Source organism: Bradyrhizobium sp. BEA-2-5, assembly GCF_032918025.1.
Taxonomy (GTDB): Bacteria; Pseudomonadota; Alphaproteobacteria; order Rhizobiales; family Xanthobacteraceae; genus Bradyrhizobium; species Bradyrhizobium pachyrhizi.
On sequence record NZ_CP136629.1, the window covers coordinates 5,215,605 to 5,232,040 of the forward strand.

Consider the following 16,436-nt stretch of genomic DNA (forward strand, 5'->3'; position numbering starts at 1 on the left):
GTGCGTTGGGCATCAGCTGCGCGCGCCCGATTTCACCGGCTCGGTCAGGAAGCGCCCGCTCGATCGCGTCAACGCCGGCTCCTCCACTGCATCGAGCGCAGGCTGCTTTCCTTCCAGCATGGATCGCAAGCCGGCGATCGCCTTGGTCATGCGTTCGGCGTATTTCACCGCGGCGCCGTCGACGAACTCTCGATCCTTTGGCTTAGGTTTGGCGACCCGCAGCTCCAGATGCGTCATTCCGTTTGGACCGTCCAGAACGGCGCGAGTCATCACGATCCGCGGCGCGCCGGGAATCGGAAGCGTGATGCCCACCGTGAAATAATCGGTCGGGCGCCAATCGAGCATCTCCTCAACGACAGTATGGTTGCCGTGCATACAGTGGTTCCTGGTGCCGGGACCGCGTCGTCCCCTGCCGGAATCCTCGACGATGGTGTCGGCGTCCCACCATTTCTGCCATTGCCCGGGCACGGTGAAAAACTCCCAAACCGTCTGCCGCGGCGCGGCGATGTCGAATTCCAGCATGATGTAGGCATCGTCGCGCGTCACCTGCATCCGGGTTTGCGCGTCTTCCTGCCGCCACGCCGCTTCGAGATCGCGCGCCCACAGCGTCACGTCGCCGATGACGTCGATGGTTTCCCGATGGGCGATGAAACCCTGCGCGACCGGATCGACGCCCATCGCGCGGATGGCCGCGTCGCTGTAGAGCGCGTAGGCGCGTCCGCCAACCTTCTCACCAACCGTGTTCTTGAGCAGCCGGTGGACCAGAATGACGTCGCGCCCGGCGAGCTCCTCTCTCCCGCCCATCTTCTGCTTCACCATCTCGCCATGATGGACCACGAACTTGAAATCGAGATCGCCCATCGCGACGCAGGCCTGACACTCGCAAGTCGAGGCCTGGCGCACGTTGCGCAGGCGCCGGCGGAACTTGAAATAGGCGCCCTCGATCGCGTCCTGCAGCAGCGAGCCGTCGATCTTTTCGGCGGTGGTGTAGACGAACGCGGCGTCGCCTTCGAACTTGGCGAGGCGGAATGGCGGGCGCAGCGCTTTCACCACCGTATCCATGAAATCGGCGATGATGTCCTGCGCATGGTCGAGCTCGACCGCCGCGAGGAAATTGGTATAGCCGGAGATGTCGGCAATCGCGAAATAGGCCGCTTCAGCCTTCGGAAGCATGGGGACCTCCTGCGCAACCGGTTCACGCCCAATCGTGCGGATGCGCAGTCTGTCATACCGCGCCGCCCGAGGTCGAGGACCAAAGCAACCCGGGGCGTGCGCTAGCGGCCGCCGATCTTCTCCAGCACCGGCAGCAGGTGGGTGAGAAACTCGCCCGGATTCTCGCTCATCGGGAAATGGCCGAGGCCCTTCATGATGGTGGCCTCGGCTCCGGCAATGCTGTTCGCCACCGCCAGCGTCTCTTCCGGCGTGCAGGAATAGTCGTACTCGCCCGACAACAGAAACAGCGGGCAACGTCTGGTGTCGATCTCGGCGACGCGGGCGCGGATGTCGCCGTCGACCTTGTAGAAATAGAGGTCGCCCTTGAACACGCCGGGCCCGCTCTGCATGTAATGCCACAGCGTCTCCCACCGCTCCTTGTCGGGCGCGTCAGGGCCGACGAGGCCCGAGACGATGGCGGAGGCGACCTCGCCGCCATGCACGTCCGGCCGGTGCAGGAAGTTCAGGTCGTAATAGGGATCGACATGCGCGCCCGCCTGCAGGCCGATGATGGCGCGGAAACGTTCGGGATGCTCGAGCGCGAGATGCAGCGCGATCCGGCCGCCGATCGAGCAGCCGATCACGATCGGCCTGTCGAGGTCGAGCGCGTCCATCACCGTCAGGATCATGGTCGTGTATTGCGCGGAGGTGAGCTGGTACTCCTCGTCGTGCCAGCCCTGCGGCGGCGACGACTTGCCGTGCCAGGGCATGTCGAAGGCGATGACGCGATGGTTGCGCGTGACGCGCGCATCGTTCATCAGGCCGCGATATTGCCGCCCGTCGGCGCCCGCGGTGTGCAGGCAGAGCAGCGGCGTGCCCTCGCCCGCCTCCTCGACATAGACGCGGTGGGCCCGGCCGAACAGCTCCAGATGCATGTAGCGGCCGATGATCGGTTCGAATCTGGCGCTCATGCGGCCACTCCCTCGCGGCGCAGCTTGCCGAGCGCCTCCTTGAAGTAGCGCAGGTTCGCCATGAAGATCTGCAGCTCGCCCTCGGCCTTCAGCACGCGGCGCTTGATCAGTGCCATCAGGTCGTTCGAGCCCGGCGGCGGCCGCTTTTCGCAGAACCGTTCCCACTCCGCCTGCGAGGTGCGCAGCGCGAACGACGACGAGGGCATCACGAACGGGCCCTTCGTCACCGCGACGATCCGGCCCTCATGGATCGCGATCAGCCAGGCGGCCGCGCCGATCTCGAGCAGGAATGTCGTGGTGAGGTAACGGCCGCGCCGCACCAGGCCGGCGTCGCCGTTGACCCGTTCCTTCAGCGTGTCGATCATATCAGCTCCCCGATCGCGGCCCGTCCGCGCACGGCGCAGCGGACGCTTGTTCTGCCGGCAATGATGGAAGGAATGGGGTAGCCGTCAATCGCCAGCGGCGGCGCGTGGCTCCGGCGTTTTCGCGTGGCCGCCACATACGAATTTTGGCGAGAGCCGGGAGATCTAAAGCCAGGATATCTAAAGCCAGGACCAGACCAGCGCCACGTTGGCGGCGCAGGCCGCGAGCAGCGCAACCGCAAGCGCGAGTTGCACGCGTTCGTAAGGGGACTGGTGGATCGCTCTCATGGGCCGGAGCATCCGGCGATTCTACCCGGAGAGTCCCGGGGATTCTTTTTTCGGGGGTTTACCACCCGTTAAGGACTCAAAACCCTTCCGCGAAAGGGTCGAATTGACTCATATTTTCAGATGCTTGCCGCGGATGCTCGCTCACGGTTCCGTGACCGGAACGGCGATATTGCCTGAAACCCAAAACGGGGGCTGGCGTTGTCGGTTGTTTGGGGAACGACGAATGCCGTACGCGCTGTTTTATCAGGACGCCAAGCTGAGCAAGGCCTATCCGACCGAGGCGGATGTCTGGACGCTGGCCAGGAAATCCGGCCTGGTGGTGGATGCCATCTCCGGGGAGGAGAAGTCCGCGCCGCGCCCGGTGCTGGATAACGACTACGAAATCCGGCCCTGTCAGCTAGAGCCGAACGAGGATCCGGCCAAGAACAAGGCCGATGCCGATCGCGAAGCGCGTCTGGAGCCGCGGTTGAACTAATCAGACGGTGGGCTGGCCGGCGCGCAGCGGCGGGCCGGGGATGCAATGGGTGCGGTCGCCCCGCGCCTACGGCATTGCCGTCGCCAGCGAGGCCTGTTCGGCGGCGAGCGAAACGCAAATCTTCCGCCGATGCAGACCCCGGATCGCGCCGGTCACCTTGAGCACCTTGCCAGCCGAGCAGGACGCGTCCTGCACGAAGACAACCTCATAGGGCGCGAGCGCCAGGGGTTCGGATTTGAGGATGGTCTGGGCAAGGCACGGCACGGAGACCGCAGAGAGGATCAGCCCTAACGCAAAACTACGCATGTTCGTTTGTCCACCAGCCCGGCGATCGCATAATAGCGCAGCACGATGAAAGTTCCGTGCAATGCAGGAATTATTTTTTGCATTGCACGATCAGGCCTGAACATCAGGTGAATGTGGGGTCGTAACCCGGATGGAGCGGAGCGAAATCCCGGGACTTCGTTCGTCGGATCGGCTGCCCCGGATTGCGCTGCGCTCCATCCGGGCCACGGGTCACCGCATCCGTCGTCATTGGGGGGCGAGCGGCCGGCCAACAAAAAGGCCGACCCGAAGGCCGGCCTTTCGATTGATGCGATGAAGCCGCGATCAGTAGCGGGAGCCTGCCGGACCGCCCCAGCCGAAGCGGTAGTTCACCCCGACCTTGACGGTATGTTCGTCCTCCCGGCCGCGAGCGCCGACGATGTCGGCCGGGCCGGAGGTAAAGGTGGTACTGCCGAAATTGTAGTACTGGTACTCGGCCTTGGCCGACCAGCTCGGGGCGAACATGTATTCGAGGCCGGCGCCGACGGTATAGCCGTCCTTGTGGCCGCCATCGGTGGTGAAGGACGCCGGCACGCCGCCGACCGACGCAGTGATGTTGTTGCTGTCGCGCCAGGCATAACCGCCCTTGGCGTAGAGCAGCGCCGGACCCCAGGTGTAGCCGAGGCGGCCGGTCACCGAACCGATCTGGTCGGTGTTGCCGGTCACCAGCGTTCCGCCCGGGAGCAGCACGCCATTGTTCGAGGAGCTGGGCAGCCAAGAATACTGCGCCTCGGCGCCCACCACCCAATTGGGCGCGAACTGGTAGTCGAAGCCGCCCTGCACGCCGCCCATGAAGCGAGCGTCGCTGCCCATCAGGTTGTTGCCGTCGGTGAACGCGCCGCCGACATGGCCGCCGATGTAGAAACCGGTCCAGTTGTAAACGACAGCGGGGGCGGTATAGGGCGGCGGTGCCTTGGTATAGGTGCGGGCCGGCATGTCAGCCGCAAACGCAGGGCCCGCAAGAGCGGCCAGCGCGACTGTGCCGAGCAAAAACTTCTTCATTTCTGATCCCCGTTACTAACGCTGCGCTGTTAAGCCAAACAACGTGACCTCAATTAGGTTGCTTTGGGGCAATGCCGCACCCGTGATGTTTCCGAGCTGTGACAGGGTCGCAACAACGCCCGTTTGTTCCCTGGCACAGAAGGTTTTTTCACCGGTTAAGAAGCCGCATCTCGGCTGGATGTAAGTCGCAGACGGCTAAAGTGAAGTTCAACGCTCCCCGAAAAGTGATCGGAGTTCGCTAACGTTTCGATCAGGCTTGCGACAAGCGGCCGCGCAGAAGCGCAATCAGATCGCGCTTCTGCCACTTGTTCGGGCGTGATCTTTTCGGAGAAACCGCTTCACACTTTTCCGGATCATGCCTTAGCGCGACATCTTTTCCAGTTCCGGAAATGCCGCGTAGGACGCGCCGGCGCAGGGCTCGGCGGGGTTGTCGAGGATGCGGTCGAGCCGGCCGTCGACAAACAGGACACCGCGCTCGCGGGCGGCGCGATAATTGCCGTCGGTATCCTTCGCGCTGTAGCGCAGGCATACGACGTAGCGCAGTCGGCCGCCGACCGTGCGCTGCACCGGCTCGGCGATAGCAGCCTCGCGGACCCCGACCGGATTGTTCAGGTAGGTCCGCATGAAGGCGAGGATCTGGTCGCGGTAGCGGTCCGGGAATGGCTGGTTGGCGACGCCCCGGTCATCGGTGAAGGTGGTGGGCCCGCCGCCGTCGTCGCTGGTGAGGCAGCCGGCGAGCGGAAGCGAGAGCAGCAGGATGGCTGCCAGTTGTGATGAAATCCGCAAACGACGCTGTTCCCTGAGTCCCCGGAGGCGTCTCATAAACTGCCGGGCGGCCAAAGGGAATTCGCAACTCGGTTATTCTTCGCCCGGGTTCACAACCGGAGCCGGACGCACTCCGGCCCGTCGCCATTGGGGAAGCAATGGACGGACGGGCCGGGTCTGTATCCAAAGAGCGCAGCGGGGCAATGTGGATCGAAACTACGCCCTTCGGATCAGATTCAACCGCGCCTGGGTCAGCCGCGTTTGGCTGGCGCGACGTGCTTGGTCGCGACCTTTGCGTGGACGTGCTTGGTCGCATGCTTCGGAGCCTTCACCTTCAGCATGCCCATGTGCTTGTGGTGGCGGTGATGGCGATAGTGCTTGTGGTGCATCTTGGCGTTGGCGTTGCGCACCTTCGACGGCAGCTGCTCGCTCTTGATCACGGGAGCGGCCTTGGTCGCCGGGGCAGTCGTGGTCGCCGGCGCGGGCGTTGCGGCCTTGCCGGTCTCGGCGGCGAGCGCGGGCGCTGCGATCACGGACATGGCGAGCAGCGCGGCGGAAATCGTCTTCAGCATGATGGTCCTCCTCGTCGGGATCGAGAGGTCTCCGGCCGGATGGTCGGCCTCACCGATCAATGCACGTGACCTTATGGGTCGCGCACTGAACCCGTTCTGAAGGACCCTGACGGACTTCATTCATGTGCATGACATCTCTGTCATGTTCTCCTCTACCGCCGGAAAAGCAGGATCACGCAATCGTGGGATCGGCCGGGAATGTTCTGCACCCCTGGGTGTTCAAGTCATCAGGCTTCGGTGTAGGATTACCGAGCACGATCAGGAACGATCAGGAGCAACCAGGAATGAGCAGGAAGACGAAGTTTTTGGGCCTCGCAGTGCTCTCGATGACGCTCGCCTCCGGGCCGGTCATCTCGGCCTATGCCGCGGGCAGCGACAATCCCTCGCCGCCGGCTTCCGACAGCGGCAGCAGCAAGGGCAAGAAGGCGAAGAAGAACAAGAGCTCCGCGATCGACGATCAGAAGTTCCTGGCCGGCTATCGCGCCGCCTACACCACGATCTACGACAAGCACGACTATACCGCCGCGATCGAGCAGCTGAAGGCGCTCGGCCAGGATGATCGCGCCGACGTCGCCAATCTGATCGGCTACTCCTATCGCAAGCTCGGCGACTACCAGTCCTCGAAGGTCTATTACGAGCTGGCGCTGAAGGACGATCCGAACCACGTCCGCACCTGGCAATATTACGGCCTCTGGCAGCTCGAACAGGGCAACCGCGAACAGGCGCAGTATCATCTGAACAGCATCGCCCAGCTCGCCGGCACCAACAGTGACGAATATCGCTCGCTCGCCGCAGCGCTGGAGAAGCCCCCGGGCACCGGCCTGGTTTACTGAGTTAAGGCAACCGCTACATCGAGCCGGCGTGGTCGCGACGACTGCGCCGGCTTTTTGCTGTGTAGGATGGGTAGAGCCAACGGGTCCGCGCAAAGCGCGGCCCGACGATGGACTCCGCGAAACCCATCCTTCGCGCGATGGGCACAGACGATAGGTTTCGCTTCGCTCTATTGCAGGACCTGGTCGATGTAGGAGGCGCTAGATCGTACAAATGTCGGCCGAAGGTGCATGGCGTCTCGATAGATCGGATCGCCGGCCAGCGTCAGGGTCGGGCAGCTTTCCCTGTCACAAAGGCTAGGAATGGGGTCGATGATCTTCACACCGGCGGCCTCGAGTGCTGCGCGTAGTGTTTCTGTCAGGCTCAGGCCCTCGCGTTGGGTTGTGAGTTCGATTGGGCTGGGGACGATCTCGAAGGAGGTCAGCTTGCGTCGGATCATGCTCGGCGGGCTCATCAACCCGGAGAGAGGGATGTTCATGATGGCATAGACGGTTCGCCCTTCTTGGGTGAACTTTTTTGCCATCGCCGCCAGCGCGTTGATAGCGCCGGTGCGGCCATCGGGTTTTGATGCGCCCTGATCTTTGTATCGATACGGCGAAGCGGAGTTGAGGTAGCCCCACCAATGCGCGCCGAGCACGACGGTCTTGATGTCCTTGTCGCGGATTGCGGCTTTGGCTGCATCGACGAAGCCGGCGCAATAGGGATGCTGGACATCCGTCAGGTCAGGCATGGGTGGACAGCCGCCGTAAGTGAAGAAGTAAACGCTGTCCCTGTTGAGGCGGTCCTGCGACGCAAGGAACTGCACCCGAGGCCAGTACATCTCCATATTGCTGTCCCCGAAGAACAGCACCGAGTGCGGGCCATTGGAGGATTTGTATTTTCGCAGTACGAAGCCCTTCCACCCCAAGGCTTCAAGGTCGTCGGTTGGATAGGACCATTCGCTTGCGGCGTTGATGATGCGATCGAGGCCATACCTCTGGGCATTTGAGGTGAAGTGGTCTGACGAGATCAACTGTCCGGTGAGACCGATCACGATGCACAGCGTTGCCAAGACGGCTGCTGCCGAGCGCTTGGTGAGGGACGTTCCGAACCGAATTGGGCGTTCGATCAGATAATAGGTAGCCGTTGCGCAAGCGACCGCGGCAGCGACAAGGGTCCAGGTCTCGGCTGTGCCGAGGGAACCTCGATAGATGGTCGCTAGGGACAAGAGCGGCCAATGCCACAGGTAAAGCGGATAGCTGATCAGGCCAACGAAGACCGCGGCGGGATTGGCCAGCAGGATACGGTTGATGAGTGTCGCCGGGCCCGCGGAAATGAGCAGCGCGGCGCCGACGGTCGGAAAGATGGCGCGCCAGCCGGGGAAAAGCTGGTGACTGTCAAACTGCGTTGCGGCGACAGCGATGAGGGCGAGTCCAGAGAGGGCGCGCAGATTGGACGAAAATACCCGCTCAATGGCGGCAAACAGTCGGGCGGTCGCGGTCTCCGACGAGACGTCACGAAAAGCGAGGAGACAGCCGATCAGCAGCTCCCATGCTCGTGTGGTCGGCATGTAGAACGTCTTGACCGGGTCGCCAGCGACGGTCGCGAGATTGAGGGCAAGAGACGCGATCAGCGCGACCCAGATCAGGGTGCCGAGCGCGAACCGGCTGCGATAGAACAGGAGGACGATGACCGGCCACGCCAGATAGAACTGCTCTTCGATGGCAAGCGACCAAAGATGCAGCAGAGGCTTTTGGATCGAGGCCTGGTCGAAGTAGCCGGCCTGACCAAGAAAGACGAAATTCGCGAAGAAGAATGCGCCACCGCGTATCTCCTGACCGAGGCGCAGCCACTCCGCCGGCAAGAGCCACAACCAGCCTACGGCGCACGTCGTGATGAGGACGAGCGCGAGCGCTGGAAAAATTCGACAGATCCTGCGGATGTAGAAGCGCAGGAACGAGAACCGGTAGGCCTCCATCTCGGAGAACACGATGCCGGAGATGAGGAACCCGGAAATGACGAAGAAGACGTCGACGCCGATGAATCCCCCCGGAAGCGCGGTTGGAAACGCGTGGTAAAGCACCACGGTGCCGATCGCGATCGCGCGAAGTCCATCGATGTCTGGACGGTAGGAGTGTTTGTTCATTGAGCCCTGCGGGTGTGGTGCTACCACCCCGGCTCAATCTACTGCAACCCATAATAGACCAACCCAAGCCGCCTTCGAGCGGCTTTTTCTTTGGAAATCCAATGACTGACCTCGTTGCCCTCAAGGCGGCGAATGCGAACCGCTGGGCGAAGGCCCAGCTGACAAAGAGCGCCCGGCGCCCTACGTTTGGTCTGGAACGGGGCACCGTCACCGTGGCACGAAGTCGATGGGTTTCGCTTCGCTCTACGAATTTACGAATCGCGAGCGAGATCGGCCATCCGTGCAGCATACGCATCGAGCACGTCATCGGCGCTGTAGGCCTGGCGACCCGCGAAATCATCGCCCAGGCCGGGCCGCGCCGATGTCCTGAGCCGTGCGGCGGTGGCTTCCGTCATGATCGGTTGCAGGCCGATCTCGCGCAGCCCCTCCGCGACACCATCCATCTCGACGGCGCGGCGCTCGGCGTGCAGCACGTCGGTGCGCACGCACATGTCGACGAATTTGCTGTAGCGCGTCGCGTCCATCGGTTCACAGATGCCGCGCAGCGCTTCGCTGCGCACCCCCGCGAGCGAGGCGGCGGTCAGCGCCTCCACGATCAGCGCCTCCATGCCCTTGGTCACCACGCTGCGCAGCATCTTCACCGCCGCCGCCGTGCCGGCGTCGGGGCCGGCGAGTTCGATCGTGAAGCCCAACGGCGCAAACCACTCGGCGAAGCGCGCGGCGCCGTCGCCCGAGCAGTACAGCGGCACCGCCGCACCATAGATGCTGACCGCGCCCATCAGGTTGGCATCGACGAAGGCACCACCGCTCCCCGTCACGGCATCGCCCACCAAGCGCTTGGCTCGGGGCGTTGAGGCGTTGACATCGACCACCAGCATTCCCGGCCGAACCAGGCCGGCGATGGCTTGGCCGACCGGCGCGGCGGTCGCCACCACGACGGCGGAGAACACGATGTCGGCGCGCGCCATCAGCGCTGGGAGGCTGTCCACCAGTTCCACCCCGCATGCGGACGCCATATCCTGAAACGCGTCCGAATACGGCGGACGATTGGTCTTGCCCTCGCAGAACACCAGCGGCGCGGGACCGCCCTTGCCTGCGAGATGTGTCGCGAAACATTGCGCCGCCTCTCCGAAGCCGACAAAGCCGATCACCTGCTGGGTCATGCCAATGCCCCGTGCCATGTTTCGAGCGCGCGATCACGCCCAACGCATCACAATCAAAAGCAAGCAAAAGTCGTGCCTGGCCTCACGGATTGTACAAAGAGTGGACCGACCTGTCCGGATCATCGTGACGTCACGGCGTGGCGATGATCCCGACCTCACGCCTTCGGCGGCCGAGAATCGCAAGCAACACCAGCGCGCCGACCGAGCAGGCGAATGCGAGTTCGAGCACGGCGTTGCTGCCGACCCGCGTCAGCAGACCGGCCAGAATGGGCGGCGATGCCGCCGAGATCAGGTTGAGCGGCAACGCGATATGCGACGTCGCCTTGGCGAACGCACTCTTGTCGTAGAACACCAGCGGAATCGTCGCGCGAGCGACCGCAAGCGCGCCGCTGCCGAGGCCGTAGATCAGGATGAAGGCCGCGATCGCCAGATGGCTGCCGTGGCCGACGATCAGAAGCAGCATCGCGACTGGCAGCAGCGTGCCGGCGACGAGCCCCGTGGTGATGCCGTCCCAGCGGCCGCCGCCCAAAAAGTCGATCGCGCGTGCCGCCACCTGCACGATGCCGAGCATGGAACCGAACGCGACCGCCTCGGTTGTCGACAGCCCCTGCGCTTTCAACAGTTCGACCAGCACAGCGCTGAACCCGAAGCTAACAAAGGCGTTGAGCGCGATTGCTGCGACCACCAGACAGAACGTGCCCCCGGCCGGAGGCGTCGCCACCGACCGGTCCGACGCCGATGCTGTTTCAGCCTCGCTCGCCACCCGGCGCGGCAGTCCGAATGTGTAGAGCGGCAGGCAGACAAGGACCATCGCCGCGGCATAGAGCAGACAGGTGCTGCGCCAGCCGACGGCTCCAGTGAGGAACGCGGTCGTCGGCCAGAAGATGCTGCTGGAAAGTCCGGTGACCAGCATCAGCGCGCCAATCGCCCCCTTCGCGTTCCGCCCGGCCACCTCGTTCAATACCGAGGACCGCCCACGCGACGAAATAGAGCGCGGCCTGATGCGCGCAGGCCAGCACAACGAAACCGAGCGCGGCAATCACGCTGCCGATCATCATGACGCGCCGCGCGCCGACGCGCCGGAACGGTTCCGCCAGCACCGGCCCGCACAGACCCATTGTCACATACAGGGTCGACGTGCCGGCAAACACCATCGGAAGCGAGATGTGGAGATCGGCCGCAATCCGGTTACCGGCAATGGCCGGCAGGCCGAGGGTCCCCCAGCCGAACACTTGCGCCACGGCAAGGACAAGGAGCACTCCGGCGATCTGCCGATCCATTCCCGGGAATTGGGCCCGGTTCTTCCCCGCCATGAACCTGTCCACCGCGTTTCAGCCAAACGCTTTGGCTAACCGATGCGGCGTGAGATATCATGATTGATCCGGCCGAACCGGCTCGGACCCGGCGAGCTCCCCAGGATTACGGGGCGACTTACGGATAATGCTCGAGGCGACGATCGGGCTTTTGCGGGCGGCTCGCCCCCACCGTGTTGCCCGCAGCGCCGGCATCCGGCTTGGCCGGACGCGCGGCCTTCTCCACCGGCGGCCCGCTGTCGCCGGTCTTCTTGGCGCTGTTCAGCGCCTCGCCGGTGGTGGTCACGTTGGCGGCCTGCCCGGCCCCCGCCGAGCCGGCCGAAGGGCCGGAGCTTTGCGCCAACACGGTTCCCGATAGCACCAATGCCGCCATCAGTATTGCCGCGTTGATTGTCATGGAGGGGGCCTTCTGTGCGCGAATGATGCACAGCAACGCGCCGCTGCCACGGACGTTCCCACGGAGCCATCATTTAAGGTAAATGCGCGGCAAATTTCCGCCCTGGCGCGGCCTGTCGCAGGAAGCACCGGGCGCTTGCGGCTTCCTCAGCCATGCGCCGCTGACGGGCTGCGTAGTGCCGCCTCGCGATATTCGGCCCATGCCTGCCGCAGGATTTGTACCGACGAGGTGAGGAATATCACCGCCATCACGGCGGCGACGGCAAGGTCAGGCCAGGCCGAGACCGATCCCCACACGCCGAGGGCGGCCGCCATCACGATGAGGTTTCCGATCGCGTCGTTGCGCGAGCAGAGCCAGACCGAGCGGACATTGGCATCGCCGTCCTTGTACGGCAGCAGAAGCAGAACCGAGCCTAGATTGGCCGCGAGTGCCAACGCGCCGATGGCGCCCATCACCTCGGCCTTCGGCACGCCGAGCACGAACGTCTGGTAGACGGTCGAGCCGAACACCCACAGCGCCATCAGGCTCAGCGACGCGCCCTTCAACAGCGCGGCGGAGGCGCGCACGCGCAGGCTGGCGCCAATCACCGCAAGGCTCAGTCCATAGGTGACCGTATCGGCAAGGAAGTCGAGCGCATCGGCCTTGAGCGCCTGCGATCCGGCAAGCTGACCCGCGATCATCTCGGTCAGGAACATCGCGCCATTGATGCCGATGACCGTCCAGAGCACGCGCTTGTAGCGCGGATCGAGACCGTCAAAGACTGGAACGCCGCCCGAGCAGCCGCACATATCGGCCGCGCGATCGCGGTCCCCTGCCCTCACGCCGGCCTTGATCGGCAGCGCCAGCGGCGGTGGTGCGCAGCATTCGGCGGTCTTCTGCCCGCAGCAATCGTTCATTGCTCGTCCTTCCAGGCGACAGGATAACGCCGGCCACGTAACGCATTCAAGCCGATCCATCTCGAACAGCTCCGGCGATCATGCGTCGCCGGTTCAAGGGCTGCCGGCTGCGTTTAGGCGGCAGCCCAATCTGCTGATGCGGGCCGTCGCCTCACTTCGCCTTCTGGATCGCGGTGACGGTGTAGCCGCCGTCGCCCTCCTGGGCCTCGAACTGGACCTTGTCGCCGACCTTCACCTGCTTGAGCATGCCGGGGTCCTTGACGCGGTAGACCATGGTCATGGGGTCCTCCATGCCGAGACTCTTGGCCGGTCCGTGCTTGAGCGTGATCTTGCCGGCGCCTTCGTCGATCTTCTTCACCTCGCCGCTGATCGCGGCGGCCTGCGCGAGCGCCGCGCCCAGGGTCAGAGCCAGCGCGAACGCGCCGGCGCCGGCAAGTTGGATCATCCTGTTCATCATTGTTGTGCTTTCTTTCGCTGCTGGTTTCATTTCACGATGACGCGGCCGGTCATGCCGTAGTCGCGGTGATCCGGGATCAGGCAGGAATATTCAAACGTTCCGGCCTTGGTGAACTTCCAGACGATCTCCGCACTCTTCTTCGGTGCGAGGCGAACGCCGTTCGGATCGTCATGCTCCATGTGCGGATGCTTCTTCATCACTTCGGCATGCTTCAGATTCTCTTCGGTGGTGGCGAGCAGGAATTCGTGGTCCTCCTTGCCGACGTTGCGCAGCACGAAGCGGATCTGCTCGCCGCGTTTGACCTCGATCCGGAACGGCGTGAACTCCATCTCCTTCATCTCGACCTCGACCGTGCGCGAGGGCTTGCTCGGATCGCCGGGCTCGCCGGCCGAATAGGATTCGTGGCCGTGCTTCTCGTGGCCGCGCGACGGCACGGCGGTGACGGACAGCGCAATCAGCACGATGCCTATGCTGGTGAGTTGCTTCACTGGATTCTCCATTCTGTGTTTGATGCTTGTCGTTGGTGAGTGAGCCGGATCCGCTACATCTTCATTCCCTTCATCGATGGCTTGGCTTTTTGCCTGGGCGCCGCCGGCGGCCGGCGCGCGGGCTCGGCGGCGGGCGCCTCGACCTCATAGGCAACCGTGCCCGGCGGATATTTGTACGGCCCGGGATCGCGGTAATCGTCGCGCGCGAGGTCCTCGCGGATCTTCATCACCGTGAACATGCCGCCCATCTCGATCGGCCCGAACTGGCCGGTGCCGGTCATCATCGGCAGCGTGTTGTCTGGCGCAGGCATCTCCATGTTGCCCATCGCCATGCCGGTCGAGCCCATGGCCATGCCGTCAGGCGCAAGCTTGCCGACGGCCCTGGCGAGATCCTTGCGCGACACGCCGATGAGATTGCGCACGTCGTGTCCCATCGCGTTCATCGTGTGATGCGATTTGTGGCAGTGGAACGCCCAGTCGCCCGGATTGTCGGCGAGCACGTCGAACACCCTGACAGCGCCGACCGGGACGTCGGTGGTGGTCTCTGGATACTGCGCTGACACCGGCACCCAGCCGCCGTCGGTGCAGGTCACCGCGAAATTATGCCCGTGCACATGAATCGGATGGTTGGTCATGCTGAGATTGCCGATGCGCACGCGCACCTTGTCGCCGAGCCTGACCGGGAGCGGATCGATGCCGGGAAATACCCGCGCATTCCAGGTCCACATGTTGAAGTCGGTCATCTCGTTGACATGCGGCAGATAGGTGCCGGGGTCGACACGATAGGTGCTCATCACGAAGACGAAGTCGCGGTCCACGGGCCGAAAGCTCTGGTCGCGCGGATGCACGACGACCATGCCCATCATGCCCATCGCCATCTGCACCATCTCGTCGGAATGCGGGTGGTACATGAAGGTGCCGCTCTTCTTCATCTCGAACTCGTAGACGAAGGTCTTGCCCGGCTGGATGTGCGGCTGGGTCAGCCCGCCGACGCCGTCCATTCCGCTCGGAATGATCATGCCGTGCCAGTGCACGGTGGTGTATTCGGGTAGTCTGTTGGTGACGAAGACGCGGACCTTGTCGCCCTCGACGGCTTCGATGGTCGGGCCCGGCGATTGCCCGTTGTAGCCCCACAAATTCACCTTCATGCCCTCGGCGAATTCGCGCACCACGGGTTCGGCGACGAGATGGAATTCCTTCCAGTCGCCGTTCATGCGGAACGGCAGCGACCAGCCGTTCAGCGTGACCACGGGGCGATAGTCCGGGCCGCTGATCGGATGCAGCGGCGGCTGCATCACCACCTTGTCCATGGTGGGGGCTTCCGGAATCGAAGCGGCCTGGACGCGGCCGCTGACCGCGCTTGCCGTGACCAGCGCCGCGCTGCCCAGAAATCCTCGTCGCGAAAACATGTGCTGCTCCATTCAGTGACCGCCGCCGGCCGCGGGCTGCGCGGCCGAGGCGATGGAAGACGGTGTCGATGCTGCGCCGGCCGAGCCGCCGCCGTTGATCGCGGTCTGCAGCTCGGACTGCGCCAGAAGGAAGTCGCGCCTGGCGTCGATCGCGCCGCGCAGCGACGCCAAACGCTGTCGCGCCTCGGTGAGCAGCGCGAAAATGTCGACCTGCATGCTGGAGAAACGCAGCTGCATCTCCTCGGTGATGATCTTCCGCAAGGGGATGATCTCGCGCTGGTAATGGCCGGCGATGTCGTAGGTGGAACGATAGACGCGATAGGCATCGCGCGCCTCGGAGCGCACATTGATCGCCTTCTCGGTCAGGCGGTTCATCGCCTGGCGGTAGGTCTCGGCGGCCTGCCGCACCCGCACCTCGCCGCCGTCGAAGATCGGAATCTGGAACTGCACGTCGAAGCCGCGTTCACGGAACGGCGGCCCTTCCGGATCCTGGGTGCGGCGGGAGATGCCGGCGAGATCGAGTAGCGTCACGAAGCGCGTCGCCTCGGTGAGATCGAGCGCCTTGGCGAGCGCGACGATCTCCATCCGCGCGATCTGCAGGTCGACGCGATGGCCGACCGCGGCGATCTCGATCGACGGCTGTTCCAATGGCCGCTTCGGCAGCAATGGCAACTTGCCGGGAATCCGGAAGCCGAGATCGTCATCCCACAATCCGAGCAGACGCGCCAGCCGCTCGCGCGAACTCGCCGCATTCTGCCGCGCGCTTGCGAGGTCGGCGGTGGTTTCGGCATAAAACACCTGCTCGCGGGCCTGGTCGAGCTTGTTGAGCGAGCCGGTCTCGCCAAGCTTGACCGCGAGCTGCGCGGTCGATTCCGCCGTCGCCTTCGCGTCGGTCAGCAGTGCGACCGTCTCGTTCGCGGCCACCGCCGCGACGTGGCTGCGCCGCACCTCGGCGGCAAGCCGCAAGGTAGCGAGTGCGGCCTTGAGCTGCGCCTGGCGGAAGCGCTCGCGCGCGATCTCGGAGCGGGCCGGAACGGTCGCCAGCGCGAGAATGTCGCCGACCACCTGGCGCTCGATCTCGCTGGCGCCATTGCCCGATATGCGGGAGATCGCGAAAACGGGGTTGGGCGGCAGGCTCTGCTCGACCAGATCGGTCTCGGCCAGCGCCAGCTCGTTATAGGCGGCTTGCAGTCCCTTGTTGTTGAAGAGCGCAACCTGCACGGCGGCATCCGCCGTCAAAATATGCGCGAGCAGCCGCTTCACCGCGGCGTCGACGGTCGCGGCCTCATCCGCAGACCGCACAAAGGCGACGTCCTTGCCGATCGCCTGCTCGGTCACCTCGGAGACGACGCCCATGCCGGTGTCGGGCGAGAACGACGCGCATCCCGCGAGCGCGGATGTCAGCAGCAGGATCGGCGTGATGGCCAGATATCGCATGGCGCCCTC

At 64.2% G+C, this 16,436-nt stretch carries 17 protein-coding genes and 1 pseudogene; 2 read left to right on the forward strand and 16 right to left on the reverse strand.

Features of this window, described 5'->3' with window-relative positions; genetic code table 11:
- Positions 1-12: 12 nt before the first annotated feature.
- The 3 genes from RX327_RS24550 to RX327_RS24560 all read right to left on the reverse strand — a co-directional run bounded on the left by RX327_RS24550 (position 13) and on the right by RX327_RS24560 (position 2,488).
- Complete coding sequence (locus RX327_RS24550) at positions 13-1,173, reverse strand: DUF2652 domain-containing protein (RefSeq protein WP_050384778.1); 1,161 nt, start codon at positions 1,171-1,173, stop codon at positions 13-15.
- 101 nt (positions 1,174-1,274) lie between these two features.
- Entirely contained in the window at positions 1,275-2,123 is an 849-nt protein-coding gene (locus RX327_RS24555; RefSeq protein WP_050384777.1) for an alpha/beta fold hydrolase, read from the reverse strand.
- Positions 2,120-2,488: a hypothetical protein gene (locus tag RX327_RS24560; protein ID WP_050384776.1), complete on the reverse strand. Its 369-nt coding sequence runs from the start codon at positions 2,486-2,488 to the stop codon at positions 2,120-2,122. Before RX327_RS24560 ends, RX327_RS24555 begins: the two co-directional genes overlap by 4 nt.
- 508 nt (positions 2,489-2,996) lie before the next feature.
- Here RX327_RS24560 and RX327_RS24565 point away from each other — a divergent pair.
- Positions 2,997-3,248 carry a hypothetical protein gene (locus RX327_RS24565; RefSeq protein ID WP_028335364.1) on the forward strand — a complete coding sequence of 84 codons (252 nt, stop codon included), beginning with the start codon at positions 2,997-2,999 and terminating at the stop codon, positions 3,246-3,248.
- 66 nt (positions 3,249-3,314) lie between these two features.
- Here RX327_RS24565 and RX327_RS24570 read toward each other — a convergent pair whose 3' ends face one another.
- The 4 genes from RX327_RS24570 to RX327_RS24585 form a co-directional block, all read right to left on the reverse strand.
- Positions 3,315-3,554, reverse strand: a complete 240-nt coding sequence (locus RX327_RS24570; protein ID WP_028342644.1) for a DUF6719 family protein — start codon at positions 3,552-3,554, stop codon at positions 3,315-3,317.
- A 303-nt stretch (positions 3,555-3,857) separates the two neighbouring features.
- On the reverse strand, positions 3,858-4,574 hold the full coding sequence (locus RX327_RS24575; protein WP_317247376.1) for a porin family protein: 717 nt from the start codon (positions 4,572-4,574) through the stop codon (positions 3,858-3,860).
- Between the two features lie 360 nt (positions 4,575-4,934).
- A complete protein-coding gene (locus RX327_RS24580) occupies positions 4,935-5,360 on the reverse strand; it encodes a hypothetical protein (RefSeq protein ID WP_050384775.1) in 426 nt (141 codons plus the stop codon).
- Between the two features lie 230 nt (positions 5,361-5,590).
- On the reverse strand, positions 5,591-5,911 hold the full coding sequence (locus RX327_RS24585) for a His-rich protein BRANT (protein WP_038377671.1): 321 nt from the start codon (positions 5,909-5,911) through the stop codon (positions 5,591-5,593).
- Between the two features lie 284 nt (positions 5,912-6,195).
- On the opposite strand from RX327_RS24585, the gene RX327_RS24590 reads away from it, so the two are divergent.
- Complete coding sequence (locus tag RX327_RS24590; protein ID WP_317247377.1) at positions 6,196-6,744, forward strand: tetratricopeptide repeat protein; 549 nt, start codon at positions 6,196-6,198, stop codon at positions 6,742-6,744.
- A 167-nt stretch (positions 6,745-6,911) separates the two neighbouring features.
- Here the strand turns inward: RX327_RS24590 and RX327_RS24595 are convergent, their stop codons facing one another.
- From RX327_RS24595 to RX327_RS24635, 9 genes and pseudogenes are all read right to left on the reverse strand, one after another.
- Complete coding sequence (locus RX327_RS24595; RefSeq protein ID WP_317247378.1) at positions 6,912-8,867, reverse strand: acyltransferase family protein; 1,956 nt, start codon at positions 8,865-8,867, stop codon at positions 6,912-6,914.
- Between the two features lie 251 nt (positions 8,868-9,118).
- Positions 9,119-10,030, reverse strand: coding sequence for an NAD(P)-dependent oxidoreductase (locus RX327_RS24600; RefSeq protein WP_050384772.1), 912 nt, complete (start codon positions 10,028-10,030; stop codon positions 9,119-9,121).
- Positions 10,031-10,160: 130 nt separating this feature from the next.
- Positions 10,161-11,343 (reverse strand): annotated as a pseudogene (locus RX327_RS24605) (MFS transporter).
- Positions 11,344-11,461: 118 nt separating this feature from the next.
- A complete protein-coding gene (locus RX327_RS24610; protein WP_038381721.1) occupies positions 11,462-11,740 on the reverse strand; it encodes a hypothetical protein in 279 nt (92 codons plus the stop codon).
- Positions 11,741-11,886: 146 nt separating this feature from the next.
- The gene (locus RX327_RS24615) at positions 11,887-12,636 is read right to left on the reverse strand and encodes a cation transporter (RefSeq protein WP_050384771.1); all 750 of its coding nucleotides are present in this window, start codon (positions 12,634-12,636) and stop codon (positions 11,887-11,889) included.
- A 151-nt stretch (positions 12,637-12,787) separates the two neighbouring features.
- The gene (locus RX327_RS24620; RefSeq protein WP_317247379.1) at positions 12,788-13,090 is read right to left on the reverse strand and encodes a copper-binding protein; all 303 of its coding nucleotides are present in this window, start codon (positions 13,088-13,090) and stop codon (positions 12,788-12,790) included.
- 29 nt (positions 13,091-13,119) lie between these two features.
- Complete coding sequence (locus tag RX327_RS24625; protein WP_317247380.1) at positions 13,120-13,593, reverse strand: cupredoxin family protein; 474 nt, start codon at positions 13,591-13,593, stop codon at positions 13,120-13,122.
- Between the two features lie 41 nt (positions 13,594-13,634).
- Entirely contained in the window at positions 13,635-14,990 is a 1,356-nt protein-coding gene (locus RX327_RS24630; RefSeq protein ID WP_317247381.1) for a copper oxidase, read from the reverse strand.
- Between the two features lie 12 nt (positions 14,991-15,002).
- Positions 15,003-16,427: a TolC family protein gene (locus RX327_RS24635; RefSeq protein WP_317247382.1), complete on the reverse strand. Its 1,425-nt coding sequence runs from the start codon at positions 16,425-16,427 to the stop codon at positions 15,003-15,005.
- Positions 16,428-16,436: the final 9 nt, after the last annotated feature.